11 protein-coding genes and 2 pseudogenes are annotated in these 23520 nt (G+C 59.4%); 5 read left to right on the top strand and 8 right to left on the bottom strand.

Features of this window, described 5'->3' with window-relative positions:
* Positions 1–95 precede the first annotated feature (95 nt).
* The 8 genes and pseudogenes from JTY93_RS13505 to JTY93_RS13470 all read right to left on the bottom strand — a co-directional run bounded on the left by JTY93_RS13505 (position 96) and on the right by JTY93_RS13470 (position 13530).
* Positions 96–1577 carry a mannitol dehydrogenase family protein gene (locus JTY93_RS13505; protein WP_205477639.1) on the bottom strand — a complete coding sequence of 494 codons (1482 nt, stop codon included), beginning with the start codon at positions 1575–1577 and terminating at the stop codon, positions 96–98.
* Positions 1578–1594: 17 nt separating this feature from the next.
* On the bottom strand, positions 1595–2698 hold the full coding sequence (locus JTY93_RS13500; RefSeq protein ID WP_205477640.1) for an ABC transporter ATP-binding protein: 1104 nt from the start codon (positions 2696–2698) through the stop codon (positions 1595–1597).
* Positions 2699–2724: 26 nt separating this feature from the next.
* On the bottom strand, positions 2725–3555 hold the full coding sequence (locus tag JTY93_RS13495) for a carbohydrate ABC transporter permease (protein ID WP_169904489.1): 831 nt from the start codon (positions 3553–3555) through the stop codon (positions 2725–2727).
* A 10-nt stretch (positions 3556–3565) separates the two neighbouring features.
* Positions 3566–4453, bottom strand: coding sequence for a carbohydrate ABC transporter permease (locus JTY93_RS13490; protein WP_205477641.1), 888 nt, complete (start codon positions 4451–4453; stop codon positions 3566–3568).
* A gap of 160 nt (positions 4454–4613) precedes the next feature.
* A complete protein-coding gene (locus JTY93_RS13485; RefSeq protein WP_205477642.1) occupies positions 4614–5924 on the bottom strand; it encodes an ABC transporter substrate-binding protein in 1311 nt (436 codons plus the stop codon).
* A gap of 240 nt (positions 5925–6164) precedes the next feature.
* On the bottom strand, positions 6165–10796 hold the full coding sequence (locus JTY93_RS13480; RefSeq protein ID WP_205477643.1) for a dermonecrotic toxin domain-containing protein: 4632 nt from the start codon (positions 10794–10796) through the stop codon (positions 6165–6167).
* A gap of 390 nt (positions 10797–11186) precedes the next feature.
* Positions 11187–12171 (bottom strand): annotated as a pseudogene (locus JTY93_RS13475) (AraC family transcriptional regulator).
* A gap of 66 nt (positions 12172–12237) precedes the next feature.
* A complete protein-coding gene (locus JTY93_RS13470) occupies positions 12238–13530 on the bottom strand; it encodes a glycosyltransferase (RefSeq protein ID WP_205477644.1) in 1293 nt (430 codons plus the stop codon).
* A 168-nt stretch (positions 13531–13698) separates the two neighbouring features.
* Here JTY93_RS13470 and tpx point away from each other — a divergent pair, with 168 nt between their 5' ends.
* The 5 genes and pseudogenes from tpx to JTY93_RS13445 all read left to right on the top strand — a co-directional run bounded on the left by tpx (position 13699) and on the right by JTY93_RS13445 (position 23463).
* Positions 13699–14199, top strand: coding sequence for a thiol peroxidase (gene tpx / locus JTY93_RS13465; RefSeq protein WP_205477645.1), 501 nt, complete (start codon positions 13699–13701; stop codon positions 14197–14199).
* A 233-nt stretch (positions 14200–14432) separates the two neighbouring features.
* Positions 14433–15737 (top strand): MdtA/MuxA family multidrug efflux RND transporter periplasmic adaptor subunit, encoded by a 1305-nt coding sequence (locus tag JTY93_RS13460; RefSeq protein ID WP_205477646.1) that lies wholly within the window; start codon positions 14433–14435, stop codon positions 15735–15737.
* Entirely contained in the window at positions 15734–18835 is a 3102-nt protein-coding gene (locus JTY93_RS13455; RefSeq protein WP_205477647.1) for an MdtB/MuxB family multidrug efflux RND transporter permease subunit, read from the top strand. Before JTY93_RS13460 ends, JTY93_RS13455 begins: the two co-directional genes overlap by 4 nt.
* Positions 18832–21940 (top strand): annotated as a pseudogene (locus JTY93_RS13450) (efflux RND transporter permease subunit). The gene JTY93_RS13455 and the pseudogene JTY93_RS13450 overlap by 4 nt, the downstream one beginning before the upstream one ends.
* Positions 21937–23463 carry an efflux transporter outer membrane subunit gene (locus tag JTY93_RS13445; protein WP_311136314.1) on the top strand — a complete coding sequence of 509 codons (1527 nt, stop codon included), beginning with the start codon at positions 21937–21939 and terminating at the stop codon, positions 23461–23463. The pseudogene JTY93_RS13450 and the gene JTY93_RS13445 overlap by 4 nt, the downstream one beginning before the upstream one ends.
* Positions 23464–23520: the final 57 nt, after the last annotated feature.

The raw sequence follows: 23520 nt of genomic DNA, 5'->3' as shown, positions 1-23520 counted from the left end.
TTGCTCGCGAAAGCGGCGTATCAGCCAAACATCTATCAACTGACCCACTGCTTTCGCGAGCAAGCCCGCTCCCACATTATTTTGCTCAAGTTGTGTCAGTGAAGGTTGGCGAGCAGCTGCTTCAGGGTCTCTGCGACACCTTTGTCACGCAAACTGGCAAAACACCGCTCAAACGCTGCCACAAACTCAGGTGAGTTGGGAATCGCCTGGCCAAAAATCTCTTCCACACTCAACAGCCGCTGACTGACGCAAGCGTCATCCACCACCAGTGCCCGGCAGAAGTCGGCGCGCGGGTCGGGGATGCGGTAGCGCACGCCGTTCTCGTCCACACCTTGCAGGTACAAGGCCCAGGCCGCCACCACCAGCGCTGCTCGCTCGGTGTCGCGACCCTCGGCAATCAGGCGGTTGATGGTCGGTACGGTGAACTTGGGAAACTTCGACGAACCATCGGAACAGACCCGCTCCAGTTGATCGGCAATCGCTTGATTGGAGAAGCGCTCCACCAAGGTCTGCTTGTACTGGTCCAGATCGATGCCCGGCACCGGCGCCAGGTTGGGGGTCACGTCCAGGTCCATATAGGCGCGCATATACGCGACAAACAGCGGGTCGTTCATGGTCTCGTGGACAAACCGGTAACCCTTGAGAAACCCCAGGTAGGTCAGGGCCAGGTGACTGCCGTTGAGCAAGCCGATCTTCATTTCCTCATAAGGTGTGACGTCGTCGGTGAACTGCACACCCACCTGCTCCCAGGCTGGCCGGCCGTTGACAAACTTGTCTTCCAGTACCCATTGCACAAAGGGTTCGCACACCACCGGCCAGGCATCATCGATGCCGTGTTCATCATGCAGTTGCAGGCGGTGGGCGGTACTGGTCATGGGCGTGATGCGGTCGACCATGGCATTGGGGAAACTCACGTTGGCCTGAATCCAGTCATGCAGATCGGCATCGCGCAACGCGGCGAACGCCAGCAGCGCCTTGCGGGTCACAGCACCGTTGTGCGGCAGGTTATCGCAGGACATCACGGTAAAAGCCCGCACACCTGCAGCACGGCGCTGGCTCAGGGCTGCGCAGATAAAACCGAATACCGTCTGCGGCGCGGTAGGGTGAGCCAGGTCATGCTGGATCTGCGGCAGGTGGGCCATGAACTCACCGTTGCTGTCGTCGATGCAGTAGCCGCCCTCGGTAATGGTCAGCGACACGATGCGGATTTCAGGGCTGGCCAGTTTGTCGATCACGGCCTGGGCGCTGTCCTGCGCCAGGAGCATGTCGCTGATGGCGCCGATCACTCGCACTTCGGTGTCGTCGGTGTCGCCCAGTTCATACAGGGTGAACAGATAGTCCTGGCCGGCCAGGTCATCCCGCGCCTTGCGGTCTTCGGCGCGCAGGCCAATGCCGCAGATGCTCCAGTCCAGGCCGACACCGGTGTTCATCAGGGCGTCGGTGTAATAGGCCTGGTGTGCGCGGTGGAAACCGCCGACGCCGATATGGGCGATGCCCTGGCGCGTGTCGGCGAGGGCGTAGGTCGGCAGGCGCACTTCAGGTGCCAACACGTTGAGGTTGTGTTTATTGAGTTTCATCAAAAGCTCTCGCGAAATCAGGCGGCAGCGCGCAGTGGGCGGGCCACCGCAACACCGTCGGTGTCGAACAGATGGCAGTGCGCCGGGTCCAGGTGCAATTGCAGGGTCTCGCCATACTGGCTGGCCATGTCGCCACGGATCCGCATGGTCAGCGGCTCGCCACTGGCGGTGAGCACATGGCAGAACGTGTCGCTGCCCAGGCGCTCGCCAACGTCGGCGGTGACGGTGAGGGTGGTATCGCCCGGTGCGGCCAGTTCCAGGTGCTCGGGGCGAATGCCCAGGGTCACGGCACTGCCCACGCTCAAGCTGGCACTGTGCAACGGCAGGCTGATCAAGGTGCCGGCATCCAGTTGTACTTCGCAGCCTTGGCCTTCGACCCCGGTGACCTTGCCCTTGAGAAAGCCCATTTTCGGCGTGCCCAAAAAGCCCGCGACAAACAGGTTGGCTGGTTGGTGATACAGCTCCAGTGGCGAGCCGACTTGTTCGATGCGCCCACTGTTGAGCACCACCACCTTGTCGGCCAGGGTCATGGCTTCGACCTGGTCGTGGGTTACGTAGATCATCGTCGCTTGCAGTTCTTTATGCAGGCGCGCCAGTTCCAGGCGCATTTGCACGCGTAGGGCGGCGTCGAGGTTGGACAGCGGCTCGTCGAACAGGAAGATTTTCGGGTTGCGCACGATCGCCCGGCCAATGGCCACCCGCTGGCGCTGCCCGCCAGACAACTGCTTGGGCTTGCGCTCCAGCAGCGGGCCCAACTCCAGGATACGTGCGGCCTCACTGACTTTGCTGTCGACGATCTGCCTGTCCACGCCCGCCAAATCCAGGGCAAACGACATGTTCTTGCGCACGCTCATATGCGGGTACAGGGCGTAGGTCTGGAACACCATGGCCAAGTCGCGCTTGGCCGGGGTCACCTCGGTGATATCGCGGCCATCGAGTTCGATGGTGCCTTCGCTGACTTCCTCAAGGCCGGCAATCAGGCGCAGCAGCGTGGACTTGCCACAGCCCGAAGGCCCGACAAAGACCACGAACTCCTTGTCGTTCACTTGCAGGTCGATGCCCTTGATGATGGAGAAACCTTCGAAGCCTTTTTGCAGATTCTTGATTTTCAGGTTGGCCATGATGGGCCTCCTTTTATAAGGGGTCGTTATTTCACTGCGCCAAAGGACAAACCGCGCACCAACTGCTTCTGGCTGATCCAGCCGAAGATCAGGATCGGCGCGCAGGCCAGGGTCGAGACGGCGGACAATTTGGCCCAGAACAAACCTTCGGGGCTGGAGTAGGAGGCGATCAGCGCGGTCAAGGGCGCGGCGTTCGACGAGGTCAGGTTCAGCGACCAGAACGCTTCGTTCCAGCACAGGATCAGCGACAGCAACACCGTGGAAGCCAGGCCGCCCTTGGCGATGGGCAGCAGCACCCGCACCATTTCCTGCCACAGGGTGGCGCCATCCAGGCGTGCGGCTTCGAGGATGTCCTTGGGAATGTCCTTGAAGTAGGTGTAAACCATCCACACCACAATCGGCAGGTTGATCAGGGTGTAGATGATGATCAGCGCGATGCGCGTATCCAGCAGCCCCATGCTCTTGGCCAGCAGGTAGATCGGCATCAGCACACCCACTGGGGGCAGCATCTTGGTCGACAGCATCCACAGCAGCGTGCCCTTGGTACGCTGGGTTTCGTAGAACGCCATGGAGTAGGCCGCCGGCACTGCAATCAGCAGGCACAAGGCGGTAGCGCTGAAGGAAATCACCACCGAGTTCCAGGCGAAGCTGAAGTAGTTACTGCGCTCGTTGATGTGCAGGTAGTTCTCAAGGGTTGGCGTGAAAATGAACTGCGGCGGCGTGGCAAACGCGTCGATTTCGGTCTTGAAACTGGTAAGTACCATCCAGAAGATCGGGAAGAAAATCACGATCGCGATGGCCCAGGCCAGGGTGCCGAGCAACAGGCTTTGCAGGCGGCGGGATTGTTGAAGCGTCATGGCGCGGCCCTCAAGGTTTGTCAGTCAGGTTTTTGCCGAGCATCCGTACCAGGATGATCGCCGCGATGTTGGCAATGACCACGGCAATCAAGCCGCCGGCCGAAGCCATGCCCACGTCGAACTGCACCAGCGCCTGGTTGTAGATCAGGTAGGCGAGGTTGGTCGAGGCGTAGCCGGGGCCGCCGTTGGTGGTGGTGAAGATTTCGGCGAACACCGAGAGCAGGAAAATCGTCTCGATCATCACCACCACGGCGATGGGCCGGGCCAGGTGCGGCAGGGTCAGGTGCCAGAAGATCGCAATCGGGCCGGCACCGTCCAGGCGCGCGGCCTCTTTCTGTTCCTGGTCCAGGGACTGCATGGCGGTCATCAGGATCAGGATGGCGAAGGGCAGCCATTGCCAGGACACAATGATGATGATCGACAGCAGCGGGTAGTGCGCCAGCCAATCCACCGGCTGCGCGCCAAACAGCTTCCACACCGCCGCCAGCACGCCGGACACCGGGTGGAAAATCAGGTTCTTCCAGATCAGCGCACCCACGGTGGGCATGATGAAGAACGGCGAGATCAGCAACACCCTTACCAACCCGCGACCGAAAAACTCGCTGGCCTCCAGCAAGGCGCTGATCAAGACGCCCAGTACCACACTGATCAGCAGCACGCTGCCCACCAGCAACAGGGTGTTGGTGGCGCCGGGCAGGAAGCCGGAATCGGTGATGAAGTAGGTGAAGTTCTCCAGGCCCACGAATTGGTTTTCGCCGGGGTAAAGCAGGTTGTAGCGGATCAGCGAAAAGTACAGGGTCATGCCCAGGGGCACGATCATCCACAGCAGCAACAGGGCCACCGAGGGGCTGACGAGGAACCAGCCGGGGTTGAGCAGGCGGCTTTTAGACGTATTCATGGCAATCAAAACCCAATGGAGGCAGACAGAACCCGCCTTGAAATGCAGTCAATGTGGGAGCTGGCTTGCCTGCGATAGCGGCCTGTCAGTGGATGAAAGTTGACTGATCGACCGCTATCGCTGGCAAGCCAGCTCCTACATTTACGGGGGTGAGGCTGGGTTATTTGGGATAGCCGGCGCGCTTCATTTCCCGCTCGGTGGTGGTTTGCGCGGCCGCCAGGGCCTGGTCCACTGTCTGCTGGCCGGTCAGGGCGCCGGAAAAGAACTTGCCCACCTGGGTGCCAATCGCCTGGAACTCAGGAATGGTCACCAACTGGATACCGATATACGGTACCGGCTTGAGGGTTGGCTTGGTCGGATCCGCGACCTTCAACGACTCCAGCGTGACCTTGGCAAAGGGCGCGGCCTGCATGTACTCCTCGCTGTAGGTCGAGGCGCGAGTGCCCGGCGGCACGTTGGCGATACCGTCGGTCTTGGCCACCAGCGCGCCGTACTCCTTGGAAGTGGCCCAGGCACTGAAGAGCTTGGCCGCGTCCTTGGCCTTGGAGCTGGTCGGGATCGCCAGGGACCAGGAATACAGCCACGAGGTGCCCTTGTCGGTGACCTGCTGAGGGGCAAAGGTGAAGCCGACGTGCTCGGCGACCTTGCTCTGGGTCTTGTCGGTAACAAACGAGCCGGCGACGCTGGCATCTACCCAGATCGCGCACTTGCCGCTGTTGAACAGCGCGAGATTTTCATTGAAACCATTGCTAGACGCACCCGGTGGGCCGGATTTCTTCATGTTGTCGACGTAGAAGTTCAGTGCATCCTTCCATTCGGGCCCGTTGAATTGCGGTTGCCACTTTTCATCGAACCAGCGTGCGCCATAACCGTTGGCCAGGGTGCCGATCAGTGCCATGTTCTCGCCCCAGCCGGCCTTGCCGCGCAGGCACAGGCCGTATTGCTCCTTGCTCTTGTCGGTGAGTTTTTCGGCAAACTCGCCAATCTGCACCCAGGTCGGATGCTCAGGCATGGTCAACCCGGCCTGCTTGAACAGGTCGGTACGGTAGTAAGTGATGGAGCTTTCTGCATAAAACGGTAGGGCGTACAGCGTGCCCTTGACGGAAAGGCCGTCGCGCACGGAAGGGAACACATCGTCCAGGTCGTAGGACGCCGGCAGATCCTTCATCGGTTCCAGCCAGCCCTTGGCGCCCCAGAGTGCGGCTTCGTACATGCCGATGGTCAGCACATCGAACTGCCCGCCCTGGGTGGCGATATCGGTGGTCAGGCGTTGACGCAGGACGTTTTCTTCCAGTACCACCCAGTTCAACTTGATCTGCGGATGCTCGGCTTCGAAGGTTTTCGACAGCTTTTGCATGCGGATCATGTCGCTGTTGTTGACGGTGGCAATGGTCAGGGTCTGTGCGCCCAGGCTGGCGGCGCTGAGGGTCATGCAGGTACAGGCAAGCAGTGCTTTTGCTGGGAAAGTCATCGCGCACTCCGTTTCTGCGCCCAAGGGCTACAGAAGGACAGTTATTGTTGTTGTGTCTTCCATGGCTGCAGGAAGAGTGTGCGTTGATTACAGCCTTCTAAAGGCGTGGTGACAAATCCTTGAGCGCACTTGAACTGATACTTTTTTGCACTCTATTGCGCAGCAATAGAGATGCTTGATGGGGACCTGGAAATGCAGCAGGCGTTACCGTTGCCTGCTGCAGCTGCGGTGTTAGGCGAATTATTCGGCGAAGTCGAACACGTTTTTGATCATGGGTTGAGTGAAAGTGCCCTTACCGGTCCCCTCGATCAGCTTGTAAGTACCATCGGGATTGATATCCACACCCAGTGAGCTGGCGATGATGGTCTCCACGCCCGGCTTCTTAAGTATTTCTAACAGCGGTTTTCTACCTTGGACCTCCTGCCCCAATACGACCCCCATGCCGACGGATGATTGAGAGTCCACACCGCCTACGAATATGACCTTGCCGCCTTTGGCTAATGACTTCTCCAACTCATCCACTGCCTGGGCGGCGTTTGCGTCGAACAGGCCAAACTCCAGGTTGCTGCCGGTCAGGTGCATTAATGTGCGCTTTTGATAAACCCCATCTTTTAGGTCTGTCAGCACGGCAAGGGCGGAGCAGTCTGTCAGACTACGGGTCGATAGTACCGAGGTTGAATTTTCGATGGTGTGAGAGTAGCCCATCAGCACTTCTATCGGTTTCACCGGTGCCGTTTTGGTTTTCGGATTTCCAAAGGTACGAGGCTGATAATCGACCCGTGTTCTATAAAGCACAGGCTTTTCATCGCTGCCTATATTAATTTCAATTTCCGTGCCGTTATCTTTGTTGATGTTGAAGTCGAGGTCACGCCCCGCAAGCTTGCGGTTCAGTTCTTTTTCGGCCAAGAGATGAATATCACTGTCACTGAGGGCTGGATATTGTTGGTGATAGCGTTTCGATGCATCTTCGTAGATCAAAAACGGGTCTTCACCGTCAACACCTTTGTAATCTACGATAATCTCCTTACGGAAGCCTTTGACGCGCACGCCCGTGAGCGTCTGAAGCTGCGCGGCAAGTGATTGATCACCGCCACTGCTGGAATAACAGGATAACAGCCGTACCTCGCTGTAGTTTCGAATGTCTATGCCGCGGGCCAGCAATTCCTGGTTGATATCTTCAGCTGCGTAACTTTTGTTATCTTCTCCTAAAATGCGCGATGCCCCGTCCCCACTTGGCTCCTCGGCGTGGCCCATGATGTTAAGACGCTGCTCGCCTTTGTAAGTATCCACGAAGACTTGAATATCACCAGGCAGCGGTTTGATATCCACCGGTCCTCCCAAGACAATGCGGTTTTTTGCCGGTGCTGCAGTAGTTGCCACTTCATCAATTAACATGCTTGTGCTATGTGGCGCTCGAGTCGAGCCGCCGAGGGCACGCTCGCTCGATGAGCGTACTTTGAAGTGAATCAATAAAGACGCAAGGTTTACCAGCAGATCAGTTAGGGCCGCCTCTTTGTTTTTCACGTCATCAGCGCTCAGGACGTGTGCGTCGTTGAGGATACCGTCAGCTTGTAGCAGCACACCCAGTGTGGCACCGGGGCCACGCATCGCTGGCAGTAGAGCATTGAGTAATAGAAACCCACCCTCTTTCAGGGACGCCCAGCGGCTTTCTGCATCGGATGTCGATTGTTGTTTAGCCAGTGTTATCAAGTTCTGAGCGTTAGCCGTGTACAGGTATTCAATCAATTTACCGTCGTGCAGCGCTTGCTGCAGACGATCATCCACCGCGAGGGGAATGGTTGTATTCAGGCTCGTAGATCCAAGGTTGTAACCGAACAGCACTACGTTGGGGTGTGTGAAACCGTTGCCGCGGTAAAGCTGTCGCGTGCTTTCGTCAGGTAGCCACGCGAGGGTGTCGGTTTGCAGTTTGCCTCTCTTTTGTATGGCTTCCAGCAACGCCTGGCGAGAAGGGAACTGCATAAGTGGTGCATCGGCAATCAACGGCCGATATAAGATATGGGGGCCGGTGGCACTGTCCTTGGGTTCGATCAGGTAGGCACCCTCGACCACATCGATTTTCCCATTGGCCGTGTTATCAAAAGCCAGCGGACGGATCACGATTTCCTTGCCGTCAACCATCCTTGGGGCGGGCCCCGGGTTGAGTATTTCCTGGATGAAACGAAAACCTGTAGTGGTAACCCCGGCTGTTCCCTTTATGCTCAACTCCAGTGCTTTCATCTGCAGTTCGATCGGCACTTGCTGTGCGAAAAGCGCTTGACGCTCTGCGGTTTTGACGGGCTCGTCGAGCAACTTTTGTTTCAGCAAAGCAGGATAGGTTTTGCCGATATCAAGATCGTCGATCATTTGTTTGAGCACTCCCTCTTTTTCCAGCTGGGGAACCCTGACTTTTATGTCGACTCCATTTTCCTTGAGCCCTGTCTTGGCGAATACTTCTATCTGGCCATTCGGCAGCCCCGACAAGTTCTTCAGCATCATGTCGGTCAGGCTCATTGACTGGCGATCGATAAAGCCTGCGGTCATTGGTGCGCCATAGGGCACTTTGAAGACCACCTCCAGTTGATTGGCGGCATACCGGGTTAATTTGTTTTTTTTAGGCAACCTGTCGAACTTCTCCTCTGCGAAGGTGCGGATGTCCTTGATATCGCTGTTGTACGTTTGTCCCTTGTTCAATAGCAGGAAGTTAGCTAACTCGAGGCTGAGTTCATGGAACACAAAACGTTGTGCGTCGCCGGCTTTACTCATCCAATCGGGCAGCTTGGTTTTAGATTTGTCGTCATATAGCGGTGGGGCGGCGGACAAGCTGTTCCCTTGATGCTGTTTGATAAGAGCGTCGGCCTGCGCATCGAAGGTATTGCCGTTTTGAATTGTCAGGTTCCGTCTTGCGTACGGTAGGTCGTCCCAGGCGTTATAAGCGGTGATTTTTCCGCTGGGTTCCACTAACAGGAGTATCTCGCGGTGGGGTTGCGACAAGTAGCGATGAATCAGTATGTTCGGTATGGGGCCAGGGGCGGCATAGACGTCGGCGCCAGAGTTTGTGGGGTCAAGGGGGAGGGCGCGCGTCGAACCGTTCGGACGCATCGTGACCATGGCCACGGTTTTACGTTGTTCATCATCCAGGCCAGGTTGCTTCAGGCCAGCTTGCTGCAGGTTGCTACGCAATATGCTGCTAATCAAGTCACGGTGGCTGCCGGGAAAGGCGGTGCCATTAGCAGTTGGGGTACTGAAGGCCGGTTTATTCCAATAGGCTTGTGAATCGACGGTTAACGCCTCGTTCAGTTGGGTTGGCAGTGCGCGCAGTGCCGCGCTGAGTGCCGGTAAATCCAGGCTCAGTGGGACGCCAGTATCGTTGCCTGTATGCTCCAGCAGGTTCGGGCGGGTATCAAACGCTCGATGGCCATTGGTGAAGTCGGGTGCAGGGCCGCCAGCCAGGTAGTCCATGACCAGTGTCATCAGTTGCGTTTTCTTGAACTGCCCTGGATGTTGCGGGTCGGGTGTGGCAATGGCGATCTGGTTGGCGTCGACATCCAGTCCAGGAGCTATCGCTTTTATCCTGTCGCTGACCAATTGGGAGGTCACCGAATGCAACGTAGGCTCACGGCTAAACTGGCTGCGTGCGAGATCGGCCATAGGATTAATGGCCTGGGCTGGTTTGTCAGTGGGTAAGACGGGGTTGGCGAGCCGTTGGATAGCGGCATCTTGCCGTCGTCGGACCGCAACGGAGCGTTTATCAGTTGGCGGATCGGCTTTGCTCAACGCGTGAAAGCCTTGGCGTGTGAGTGATGAGGTATGTTTGAGCGCGCCTTCCAATGTGCCATCGCTGGCCGGTTCGCCATAGAACCTACCGATCCAGTCGAGTGTCAGTCGGGTGTCTTTACCACGCGGCTGCGTTGAGTTGCGCAGGGTTTGCCCAAGTGTTGAGTGTTCAGGTATTTCAGACACCGACAAAGTCGCGCGCGGTGCATTACCCAGGTGCCCCATTTCCGGTCTGAGGCTAAGTGCGGCTCTCCCGTACAACCGTGCTAACGCCAAGTCGGCTTCCTCAACTGACGACTTTGGATTGGGGGCGGCGAGTGAAAACCGTTGTGGATCGGCTGCAACTTTTGCAGATAACGCCTCTATTGCCTTTTCTTGCTGCTGGCGGACCGGCAAATGTGTGGGACGGTTGAACGCAGGCGCTGTGGAGTCCGGTTCGCGCAGAGCGTCGAACGAGCCATGCTGGTTCTGCAGGGCGATTAGATAAAGCTTATCGGCTTGCGTGCCGTTGTTGCGTGCGGCATAGAAATCACCAATCACCTCTGCGGGCGCACTAGTTGCGCCGGTGTATTCAACGTCCAGCTTGAGTGTCGGGGTAAGCGCCCGAGCGGCCTCTGTCACTGCTGCGGTAGCCTTCCACCAGCCAGGCGTGTATTGCGAAAAAGAGGCAGGTTTTCCGTCTGCAATACAATCAAGCGTCCATCCATCGCGAGTGTTCAGCCGTAGGGTGCCTGGCTCGATCTTGTGTACCCTGGCGAAAGTCGCAAATGGCTCGCTTTGAATGGCTTGGGTAAGCTGACTCCAGGCCATACCGAATGTGGATAAGGGTGGAATATTCGACACCGTTTTGCCAGCTGGCTTTGCTTCCCCGTCGGCGGGGCTAGCGAGGATTTGTTCCATTAATGCAGCATTGAGTTGGTAAGCGAGCGTCGCGTCGCCCGACCTGATGAGTTCGGTGGCAAGTTTTTTGTTCTCTTGGGTTATTGCCTGATTCGTACGTTTGACACGTATTAACCCAGGAGCGGTATTTTCAAACGCAGAGTCGGTGGTATTTGCAATAGGGGAAGTTACGGGCGTACGCAATGATTCGACTTTCATGAGTAGTAACTACCATTGAAGGGAAATAATGATAAGGGTGAAATAATCAAAGTTTGAAACAGGCGTTTTGTTTAATCAGTGAAGTCGAGTTTCTCTCTAATCATATCTGTGCTTGCGCCTGCAATAGTGCCTCTCTCGGTACTATCCAGCGTTGGGTATTACTCGGTTTGAGGGCGCAGGAAAAGCCTGGACATCCTTGTGCCCCTTATAAAGGGCTTGGATAGTTTGGGGCGTCACTGAATCGGTATTGCCGGGAAGTGGGTTTAGTTTGTTCGGGGGGAGAAGAGGGGGGGATGTATGACGGATTAATGCTGATCATGGGGCTGCCTCCTACCAGGTCATTTCATAAATACCCCGTCGGTTAGGCGAGCGAGGTACTTAGATACGTGGTCAAGGCTTCGCTGATCGTTCCTGTATCGGAGAGTGAAATGCCTGCGTGATCTGTAAGAAATCGTTTGGGGCGTGTATTTTGGACAGGTTCTGCTCTGTGAGCCGCTGGACCGCCAGGCGCCGATAATGGGAAGGTGTCATGCCCTTGAGTTGCTGAAAGCGCCGGTTGAAGTTGGAGATATTGTTGAAACCCGATTCAAAGCACACATCGGTGACGGCCTTGTCACCATCGGCCAGCAGCTCACAGGATTTACTGATGCGCAGGCGGTTGACGAACTCGATGAAAGTACGCCCGGTCGCCTGTTTGAACACCCTGGAAAAGTACGTCGGCTTCATTCCTAGATGGTCGGCCACTTCTTCCAGGGGCAACTCCCGGCCGTAGTGGGCGAAGATATAGTCCACCGCGCGGTTGGTGCGGTCGATGCTGTGCTCATCGGCCAACTGCGGCGTGGTCACCCCAGACAGCAACTGGTAATCCTCACAGGCACTCAACACTTCCAGCAGGATAAAAAAGTGCCCTAGCCGCGCCACGCCGCGCGCGTTTTCGATCTGCTGCATCAGCGTCATGGCCTGGGCGATGGTGTGCTTGCAGCGAAACTCGATGCCGTACTTCGCCCGCTCCAGCAGCGGCGCCACAGCCTTGAGCTCACTGGAAGACCGGAACCGCGCTATCAAACAACTCGTCGGTAAAGTTCACCAGCATGTCGCGCTTGGGCACCACCTCATCTTCGGCCACCTGGCTGATCCAGTTATGGGGCAGGTTGGGCCCGGTGAGGAACAGGCTTTCGGGATAGAAGTTGCCGATGTAGTCGCCAATAAACACTTTGCCGCAGCTGGCAATAATCAGGTGCAGCTCGTATTCCTTATGGAAATGCCAGCGCACCAGCGGGCAGGGGAAACCGTGCTGGCGATAGATGATGGACAGGCCATTGTGGTCGTCCATCAATTCATAGGAGGGGTCGGTGATTCGCGCGGCTCGAGTCATGCTGGCATCGCTTTTATTGTGGTCGCGTAACCGATAATGCCCCGTTGCGCAGCACCTCGCCAGTATTTAGCGCGTGCGGTTTTTTGCCTCGATCCACTGCGCCATGTATTGGGTACTTTTATGCAGATGATGGCGCAACATGCTGCCGGTAAAATTGTTGCGCCGATGTTGTGCCAGTTCGTCACGGCAGTGCTGCAGGCGTTCGACCAGCGCAGGGCCGTGGAGTGACGCGCTATAGCGCTGGGCGAGCAGCAGGCGGCCATGTTCCTGCGCCTCGGTCCAGGCTTGCCGGTCCTGGTACAAGGCCACGGCGGCATCGGCCAGGGCCGTGGCACTCTGGGCGATCAGCCCTGGCCACGGTTGTTCGTCGGTCATGCCTTCGGCGCCGATGGGCGTGGTGATACTGGGCGTGCCACAGAGCATGCCGTCGGCCAGCTTGCCCTTGATTCCGGCGCCGAAGCGCAATGGGGCCAGGCAGATGCGGGCGCCTGACATGACTTGCAACGCGTCTTCTGCCCAGTTCATCACATGAAAGCCCTGGGCCGGGTTATGCAGCGCAGTGGCCTTGGGCGGTGTGTAGGCGCCATAGATATGCAACTGGGCACCGGGCAAGCGCTGGCGAATCAATGGCCAGATGCCGTTTTTCATCCATAACACCGTGTCCCAGTTGGGCGCATGGCGGAAATTGCCGATGCTCAGGAAATGCGCGCGGTCTTCATAAGGCACAAACGCCTCGGTGGCCGGCGCGACCATCAACGGGCACCAGTGGAGCAGGGCAGCGGGCACCTTGAAGTGTTCGGTCAGCAACTGGATCTCCACATCGGAAATCATCAGGCTGATATCGCAGCGGTAGATCGCGGCGATTTCGCGCTTGGCCAGGTCGGTATCTGCCATCAGCTGGAATTCGGCGTCCAGGGCCGGGGCGAATAGCGGGCCGAAGTCATCTGCCGCCGGATGGTCCTTCAGGTAATCCTTCAAGCGCTGCTGGCGGGCATCGCGCAGGCTCTGCAAATCGGAGGTTTCCAGCACGCGCAAGGCATCTGGGCACTGCTTCTCGACACGCCAGCCGAACTGCTCTTCCATCATGAAGCGATCGAACAGCACGATATCCGGGGCCAGTTCCCGGATAAATTCGTCGAAACTGCTGTTATTGAGCTCAATGGCGCATTCGCGAATGCCCAGTGCGCCGAGGTCCGCCTTGTGTTCGCCGATCGCTGCCGGGCTGCCGAAGGTTATTTCCCAGCCTTGAGTAAGAAAACTCTCAAGGATCTGCATCATATGCCCGCCCGCAGCCGAGGAGCGGGGCTCGGGCCAGACATAACCAATGACCAGAACGCGGGTGGCAGACGGATTGTTCAACGATGAATTCCTTCAAGGGCAGGGCAAAAGCGGCGCAATTAAACCACAGCCGCCCGGCCCGGGCGCAGTCATGACATTTTGTGTTCGGCCATAGGTGTCAATCGCACTTTGTGGTTAACTTCGGCCTTTCGAATTCGTTTCATCTAACCCAGCATAAGGATTCCGTTCATGGCTCAAGTCACCCTCAAAGGCAACCCGGTCCAGGTTGAAGGCGAGTTGCCGCAAGTTGGCACCCAGGCCCTCGACTTTTCCCTGACCGCAGGCGATCTGTCGGACGTCACCCTGGCGACCTTCGCCGGCAAGCGCAAAGTACTGAACATCTTCCCAAGCGTTGACACCCCGACCTGCGCGACTTCGGTGCGCAAGTTCAACGCCCAGGCCAACGACCTGAACAACACCGTTGTACTGTGCATCTCCAGCGACCTGCCATTCGCCCAGGCGCGCTTCTGCGGTGCCGAAGGCCTGGAAAACGTGAAGAGCCTGTCGGACTTCCGCAACGCCGATTTTGCCGTTGACTACGGTGTATCCATTGCCGAAGGCGCCCTCATGGGCCTGACCGCCCGCGCCGTGGTGGTCCTGGATGAAAACGACAAAGTGCTGCACAGCGAACTGGTTGGCGAGATCGGCAATGAGCCAAACTACGACGCGGCCCTGGCTGTGCTGAAGTAATTGTTCCGGCGCGTTACTGTCGCTTTGCAGTAACACGTATGATGCATGCTTGCGGCCTGGCCTAGTCCAGGCCGTTTTTATTTGTGCTTCAGCGGTTTAGCCCAAATTGCTGAGGTTTCACCTCGAAAAGTAAATGTTTGTAAGCCCGAAGGTAAATAGCCGGTAAAGGCGCTTTTCTTAACGCGCCTCAGTGCTTATCTTTCAGCCTCCCAAAGAAGAAGCCCTCGCATCCAATGGTTGATCAATCCATGCAATCGTCTCCCCGTAGTTCCCGCCGCTGGCTGTTTGGCTTGTTTGTCCTGTTGGTGATTGCCGGCCTGTGCTGGAAGTTCTGGCCCACAGGCTCTGCCCAGAAAGAGGCCCCGGCGGCCAGGACCAGCAAGACGGGGATGATGCGTCCCGGCTTCGGCGGCTCCGGTGCTGCGGTGCCCGTGCGAGTCGCACCGGCGGTCACTGGCGATTTCCCGGTGTACTACAAGGCGCTTGGCACCGTGACGGCGCTGAACACCATCAATGTGCGCAGCCGGGTCGGGGGAGAGCTGGTCAAGATCGCGTTTGAAGAAGGGCAGATGGTCAAGGCCGGCGACCTGCTGGCGCAAATCGATCCGCGCAGCTACCAGAACGCCTTGCTCCAGGCCCAGGGCACGCTGCTGCAAAACCAGGCCCAATTGAAAAACGCCCAGGTCGACCTTGAGCGTTATCGCGGCCTGTATGAACAAGACAGTATTGCCAAGCAGACCCTGGACACCGCCGCCGCGTTGGTCCTGCAATACCAGGGCACAGTCAAGACCAACCAGGGCGCGGTGGATGACGCCAAGCTCAACCTTGAATTCACCCAGATCCGCGCGCCGATCTCCGGCCGTGTCGGCCTGCGCCAACTGGACGTCGGCAACCTGGTGGCAGCCAACGACACCACCGCCCTGGCAATCATCACCCAGACCCAACCGATCAGCGTGGCCTTTACTTTGCCGGAGAACAGCCTGCAAACCGTGCTGGCCCGCTATCGCACCGGCAACAAGCTGCCGGTGCAGGCCTGGGACCGTGGTGACCTGCAACTACAGGCCACCGGCGTACTGCAGAGCCTGGACAACCAGATCGACGTCGCCACCGGCACCCTGAAATTCAAGGCCCGTTTCGATAACCAGGACCAGGTGCTGTTCCCCAACCAGTTCGTCAACGTGCGTCTGTTGGCCGACACCCTGAAAAATGTAGTGCTGGTGCCGTCGGCGGCAATCCAGTTCGGCACCAACGGCACTTTTGTCTATGCCCTGGACGGTGACAAGAAGGTCAAGATCCGCACGCTGGTCATTGGTGATACCGATGGCCAGAACACCGTGGTCAAGGACGGCCTGGCTGCGGGCGACCGCGTGGTGCTGGAAGGCACCGACCGCCTGAAGGACGGCACCGACGTGGAAGTGGTCAACGACAGCAACCAGGTGCCCACCACACCCACTGAACATTTGCAGGGCAAGCCCGCGGCACAAGGCGAAAGCAGCCCGGCGGCGGATGCCGGCAAGGCGCAAAAGGCCGGCGCATGAACCTGTCACGGCTGTTCATCCTCAGGCCCGTCGCCACCACCCTGAGCATGCTGGCCATTGTCCTGGCTGGCCTGATCGCCTATCGCTTGATGCCGGTGTCAGCCTTGCCCCAGGTGGATTACCCGACCATCCGCGTCATGACCCTGTACCCCGGCGCCAGCCCGGACGTGATGACCAGCGCGGTCACCGCGCCCCTGGAGCGCCAGTTCGGGCAAATGCCCGGCCTGACGCAGATGGCCTCGACCAGTTCCGGTGGCGCCTCGGTGCTGACCCTGCGCTTCAACCTCGACGTCAATATGGACGTCGCCGAGCAACAGGTGCAGGCGGCGATCAACGCGGCGAGCAACCTGCTGCCCTCGGACCTGCCGGCGCCCCCGGTGTACAACAAGGTCAACCCGGCCGACACCCCGGTGCTGACCCTGGCCATCACCTCCAAGACCATGCTGTTGCCCAAGCTTAATGACCTGGTCGATACGCGCATGGCGCAAAAAATCGCGCAGATCAGCGGTGTCGGCATGGTCAGCATCGCCGGCGGCCAGCGCCAGGCGGTACGGATCAAAGTCAATCCCGAGGCCCTCGCCGCCAACGGCTTGAACCTGGCGGACGTGCGCAGCCTGATCGCCGCCTCCAACGTCAACCAGCCCAAGGGTAACTTCGACGGCCCGACACGGGTGTCGATGCTCGATGCCAACGACCAGTTGGTATCGCCCGAACAGTACGCCGAATTGATCCTGGCCTACAGCAACGGTGCGCCACTGCGCCTCAAAGACGTCGCGCAGATCGTCGATGGCGCCGAGAACGAGCGCCTTGCTGCCTGGGCCAATGAAAACCAGGCCGTGCTGCTCAATATCCAGCGCCAGCCGGGGGCCAACGTGATCGAGGTGGTGGACCGGATCAAGGCGCTGCTGCCCAGCATCACCGACAACCTGCCCGCGGGCCTCGACGTGACGGTGCTCACCGACCGCACCCAGACCATCCGCGCCTCGGTCACCGATGTGCAACATGAATTGCTGATCGCCATTGCCTTGGTGGTGATGGTGACGTTCCTGTTCCTGCGCCGCTTCAGCGCCACCATCATTCCGTCGATTGCCGTGCCGCTGTCCCTGATCGGCACCTTTGGCGTGATGTACCTGGCCGGTTTCTCCATCAACAACCTGACCCTGATGGCCCTGACCATCGCCACCGGGTTCGTGGTGGACGATGCCATCGTGATGCTGGAGAACATTTCCCGCTACATCGAGGAAGGCGAAACGCCACTGGCGGCCGCACTCAAGGGCGCCAAGCAGATCGGTTTCACCCTGATTTCCCTGACCCTGTCGCTGATTGCGGTATTGATCCCGCTGCTGTTCATGGCCGATGTGGTCGGGCGGCTGTTCCGCGAGTTTGCCATCACCCTGGCGGTGGCGATCCTGATTTCCCTGGTGGTGTCCCTGACCCTGACGCCGATGATGTGCGCGCGCCTGCTCAAGCGCGAACCCAAGGAAGAAGAACAGGGCCGCTTCTACAAGGCCAGCGGCGCCTGGATCGACTGGCTGGTGGCTGCCTACGGGCGCAAGCTGCAATGGGTGCTCAAGCATCAACCGCTGACCCTGCTGGTGGCCATCGCCACCCTGGGCCTGACGGTGGTGCTGTACCTGGTGGTGCCCAAGGGCTTCTTCCCGGTGCAGGACACCGGGGTGATCCAGGGCATTTCCGAGGCGCCGCAGTCGATTTCCTTTGCCGCCATGAGCCAGCGCCAGCAAGAACTGGCGAAGATCATCCTCGAAGATCCTGCGGTGGAAAGCCTGTCGTCCTACATCGGGGTAGATGGCGATAATGCCACCCTCAACAGTGGCCGCCTGCTGATCAACCTCAAGCCCCATAAAGAGCGGGACTTGAGCGCCGTCGAGGTGATTGCGCGCCTGCAGCCGACGCTGGACAAGCTGGTGGGCATCCGCCTGTTCATGCAGCCGGTGCAGGACCTGACCATCGAAGACCGCGTCAGTCGTACCCAGTACCAGTTCAGCATGTCCTCCCCGGATGCCGAGCTGTTGGCGCTGTGGAGTGGCAAGCTGGTACAGGCCCTGAGCCAGTATCCGGAACTCACCGATGTGGCCAGTGACCTGCAGGACAAAGGCTTGCAGGTATACATGGTGATCGACCGCGATGCCGCCTCGCGCCTGGGCGTGTCGGTAGCCAATATCACCGATGCGCTCTACGACGCCTTCGGCCAGCGGCAGATTTCCACGATCTACACCCAGGCCAGCCAGTACCGCGTGGTGCTGCAGGCCCAGTCCGGCGAAACCCTGGGGCCGGATGCGCTGAACCAGATTCATGTGAAAACCACCGATGGCGGCCAGGTACGCCTGTCGAGCCTGGCCCGCATCGAGCAGCGCCAGGCCCAGTTGGCGATCACCCATATCGGCCAGTTCCCGGCGGTGATGATGTCGTTCAACCTGGCTCCCGGCGTGGCCCTGGGCAAGGGCGTGGAACTGATCAACCAGGTGCAGAAGGACATTGGCATGCCGGTCGGCGTGCAGACCCAGTTCCAGGGCGCCGCCCAAGCGTTCGAAGCTTCGCTGTCGAGCACCTTGCTGCTGATTCTGGCGGCGGTAGTGACCATGTACATCGTGCTTGGCGTGTTGTACGAGAGCTACATCCACCCCATTACCATCCTCTCGACCCTGCCATCGGCAGCGGTGGGGGCCCTGTTGGCGCTGCTGCTCACGGGCAACGACCTGGGGATGATCGCGATCATCGGCATCATCCTGCTGATCGGCATCGTGAAGAAGAACGCGATCATGATGATCGACTTCGCCCTCGATGCCGAACGCAACCAGGGCCTGGACCCGCAGACTGCGATCTACCAGGCGGCGCTGCTGCGCTTCCGGCCAATCTTGATGACCACCCTGGCGGCGCTGTTCGGTGCGGTGCCCCTGATGCTGGCCACCGGTTCCGGCGCCGAGTTGCGCCAGCCCCTGGGCCTGGTGATGGTCGGCGGCTTGCTGTTGAGCCAGATCCTTACCCTGTTCACCACGCCGGTGATTTACCTGTACTTCGACCGCCTTGGCCGTCGCTGGCGCAAGGCGCCAGAAACGCTGGAGCCGGTTGAACCATGAACCTGTCCGGACCTTTTATTCGCCGGCCGGTAGCCACCATGCTGCTGAGCCTGGCGATCATGTTGCTGGGGGGCGTCAGTTTCAACCTGCTGCCGGTGTCGCCCTTGCCGCAGATCGACTTCCCGGTGATTGTGGTCTCCGCCAGCCTGCCTGGCGCGAGCCCGGAAGTAATGGCGTCTACCGTGGCGACGCCCCTGGAGCGCTCCTTCGGTTCGATTGCCGGGGTCACCACCCTGAGCAGTTCGTCCAGCCAGGGCTCGACCCGGGTGATCCTGGCATTTGATTCCGACCGCGATATCAACGGCGCGGCGCGGGAAGTGCAGGCCGCGATCAACGCCTCGCGCAACCTGTTGCCCAGCGGCATGCGCAGCATGCCCACCTACCGCAAGATCAACCCGTCCCAGGCACCGATCATGGTGCTGTCGCTGACCTCGGACGTGTTGCCCAAGGGCCAGCTGTATGACCTGGCCTCCACCATCCTCTCCCAAAGCCTGTCCCAGGTGCCGGGTGTGGGCGAAGTGCAGATCGGCGGCAGCTCCCTGCCGGCGGTGCGTATCGAACTGGAGCCCAAGGCCCTCGACCAGTACGGCGTATCCCTGGATGAAGTACGCGACACCATCGCCAATGCCAACGTGCGCCGGCCCAAGGGCTCGGTAGAAGATGGCGAGCGTAACTGGCAGATCCAGGCCAATGACCAGCTGGAAAAGGCCAAGGACTATGAGCCGCTGCTGATCCGCTACCAGGACGGTGCAGCGTTGCGCCTCAGTGACGTGGCGAAGATCAGCGATGGCGTCGAAGACCGCTACAACAGCGGCTTCTTCAACAACGATGCGGCGGTGTTGCTGGTGATCAACCGCCAGTCCGGCGCCAATATCATCGAGACTGTCAAGCAGATCAAGGCGCAGTTGCCGGCGTTGCAGGCGGTGCTGCCGTCCAGCGTCAAGCTCAACCTGGCCATGGACCGCTCGCCGGTGATCACCGCCACCCTGCATGAGGCGGAAATGACCCTGCTGATTGCCGTGGCCCTGGTGATCCTGGTGGTGTACCTGTTCCTCGGCAATTTCCGCGCCTCGCTGATCCCGACCCTGGCGGTACCGGTGTCGCTGGTGGGCACCTTTGCGATCATGTACTTGTACGGTTTTTCCTTGAACAACCTGTCGCTGATGGCCCTGATCCTGGCCACCGGCCTGGTGGTGGATGATGCCATCGTGGTGCTGGAGAACATCTCGCGGCATATCGACGACGGTATCGCGCCGATGAAGGCGGCGTACCTGGGGGCCAAGGAGGTCGGTTTTACCCTGCTGTCGATGAACGTGTCGCTGGTGGCGGTGTTCCTGTCGATCCTGTTTATGGGCGGGATCGTCACCAGCCTGTTCCGTGAGTTTTCCATCACCCTGGCGGCGGCGATCATCGTTTCGCTGGTGGTCTCGTTGACCTTGACTCCGATGCTCTGCGCACGCTGGCTCAAGCCTCATGACAAAGGGCAGCAGACTGGCTTGCAGCGCTGGAGCCAGAAGGTCAACGACCATATGGTCGCTGGTTACGCGCGCAGCCTGGATTGGGTGCTGCGGCACAAACGCCTGACTCTGCTCAGCCTGTTTGTGACCATCGGGGTGAACATCGCGCTGTATGTGGTGGTGCCAAAAACCTTTATGCCGCAACAGGACACCGGGCAACTGATCGGTTTTGTACGCGGCGACGACGGCCTGTCATTTAGCGTCATGCAGCCGAAGATGGAGATTTTCCGCAAGGCTGTGTTGAAGGACCCCGCAGTAGAGAGCGTGGCCGGCTTTATCGGGGGCAGCAACGGCACCAACAACGCCGTGATGTTGGTGCGGCTCAAACCGATCAAGGAGCGCAAGCTGTCGGCCCAGGCGGTGATCGAGCGCCTGCGTAAAGAAGTGCCTCTGGTGCCTGGTGGCCGCTTGATGCTGATGGCCGACCAGGACCTGCAATTTGGCGGTGGCCGCGACCAGACGTCCTCACAATATTCCTACATCCTGCAAAGTGGCGACCTGGCCGCCTTGCGCCTGTGGTACCCGAAAGTGGTCGCCGCGCTGCGTGAACTGCCGGAACTGACCGCCATCGACGCCCGCGAAGGCCGTGGCGCGCAACAGGTGACGCTGATTGTCGATCGCGACCAGGCCAAGCGCCTGGGCGTCGACATGAACATGGTCACCTCGGTGCTGAACAACGCCTACAGCCAGCGGCAGATTTCCACTATCTATGACAGCCTCAACCAGTACCGGGTGGTGATGGAAGTCAATCCGAAATACGCCCAGGACCCGATCACCCTCAATCAGGTGCAGGTGATTACCGCCGACGGCGCACGGATTCCGCTGTCGACCATCGCCCACTACGAAAACAGCCTGGCCGACGACCGCGTCAGCCACGAAGGGCAGTTCGCCTCCGAAGACATTGCCTTCGACATGGCCCCCGGGGTCACGGTGGAGCAGGGCACGGCCGCTATCGAGCGGGCGATTGCCAAGGTCGGCTTGCCCGAAGACGTCATCGCCAAGATGGCCGGCACCGCCGATGCCTTTGCCGCCACCCAGAAAAGCCAGCCGTTCATGATCCTTGGCGCGTTGGTGGCGGTGTATTTGGTGCTGGGGATTCTGTATGAGAGCTACATCCACCCGCTGACCATCCTCTCGACCCTGCCGTCGGCCGGGGTCGGCGCGCTGTTGTCGATCTATGTGCTGGGCGGCGAGTTCAGCCTGATCTCGCTGTTGGGCCTGTTTCTGCTGATTGGCGTGGTGAAGAAAAACGCGATCCTGATGATCGACCTGGCGCTGCAACTGGAGCGCAAGGAAGGCATGCAGCCTCTGGAATCCATACGCAGCGCATGCCTGCTGCGCTTGCGACCGATCCTGATGACCACCCTGGCGGCAATCCTCGGCGCCTTGCCTTTGCTGCTGAGCACCGCCGAAGGCGCGGAAATGCGCCAGCCCCTGGGCCTGACGATTATCGGCGGCCTGGTGTTCAGCCAGATCCTGACCCTTTACACCACTCCTGTGGTTTACCTCTATCTCGACCGCCTGCGCCACCGTTTCAACGGCTGGCGCGGGGGTGCGTACCGACGCTGCCCTGGACACTCCGCTATGACCGCAACGCACCTGCCTGTAGGCGCTGGCTTGCCAGCGAAAATCTCCAACGAAAACGCTGGGCACCTGACTCACCGCCGCGCCCTCAGGTTTTTCGCGAGCAAGCTCGCTCCTACAGTGTTTTGCGCCATGCTCCTGAGTGCCTGCGCCATTGGCCCGGATTACCAGCGCCCACAAGTGGCTGAGCCGGCGCAGTACAAAGAAGCCCAGGGCTGGCGCCAGGCCGCGCCCAGCGATGCCCTGGCCCGTGGCGCCTGGTGGGAGTTGTATGGCGACCAGCAACTCAACAACCTGGTGGACAAGCTCAACAACGCCAACCAGACCGTGGCCCAGGCCGAAGCCCGCTACCGTCAGGCCCAGGCTACTGCGCGCAGTTCCCGTGGCGCCTTTTTCCCCACGGTCGACCTGAGCGCCGGTAAAACCCGCGCCAGCCAGGGCACCGGTAGCAGCAATGCAAGCCTGAGCAGCTCCAGCAGCGGTATCCGCGACACCCTCAACACCCAGTTGGGTGTCAGTTGGGAAGCGGATATCTGGGGCAAGTTGCGCCGAGGCCTGGAAGCCAGCAACGCCAGCGAACAAGCCAGCGCCGCCGACCTGGCCGCCATGCGTTTGAGCCAGCAGTCGGAGTTGGTGCAGAACTACCTGCAACTGCGGGTCATGGACGAACAGACCCGCCTGCTGCAAAGCACCGTCGAGACTTACCAGCGCTCGCTGCAAATGACTGAAAACCAATATCGCGCCGGTGTCTCCGGCAAGGACGCTGTGGCCCAGGCCCAAACCCAGCTTAAAAGCACCCAGGCCAGCATGATTGACCTGATCTGGCAGCGCGCACAGCTGGAAAACGCCATTGCGGTGTTAATTGGCGAGCCTCCCGCCACGTTCAACCTGGCGGTGAGCAAGGAAATTCCCGCTTTGCCGCAGATCCCTGCCAGCCTGCCATCACAATTGCTGGAGCGCCGCCCGGATATCGCCTCGGCCGAGCGTGCGGTGATCGCTGCCAACGCCAATATCGGCGTAGCCAAAACCGCCTACTACCCCGACCTGACCCTGAGCCTGGCCGGTGGTTATTCCAGCAGCACCTACGCCGACTGGATCAGCCTGCCCAACCGTTTCTGGTCGGTGGGGCCAAAACTGGCGATGACCCTGTTCGACGGCGGGCAGCGCTCGGCGGAAGTTGACCGCGCCGAAGCCTCCTACGACGAAACCGTGGCCAAGTACCGCCAGACCGTGCTCGATGGCTTCCGCGAGGTGGAAAACTACATGGTCCAGCTCAAGGTCCTGGAAGACGAGGCCGGCGTGAGCAACCAAGCCCTGGAATCTGCCCGTGAATCCCTGCGCCTGACCCAGAATCAGTACAAGGCTGGCCTGATTGCCTATCTGGATGTGGTTAACGTCCAGGCCACGGCATTGAGCAACGAACGCACCGTGTTGACTTTGTTGCAGACCCGGCTGGTGGCCAGCGTGCAGTTGATCGCCGCATTGGGCGGCGGATGGGACGGCCAGATGCAGCCACGCGAAGAGTAATCGGTATCTCTGACAGCAGTTGGTGAGATCCAGCGCGGGGCACAAAAAGTCAGCGTT

It is taken from the genome of Pseudomonas hygromyciniae (assembly GCF_016925675.1).
GTDB classification, from domain to species: Bacteria; Pseudomonadota; Gammaproteobacteria; order Pseudomonadales; family Pseudomonadaceae; genus Aquipseudomonas; species Aquipseudomonas hygromyciniae.
The sequence above is the reverse complement of the archived record's forward strand: the minus strand, read 5'-3'. Positions and strand labels throughout refer to the sequence as shown.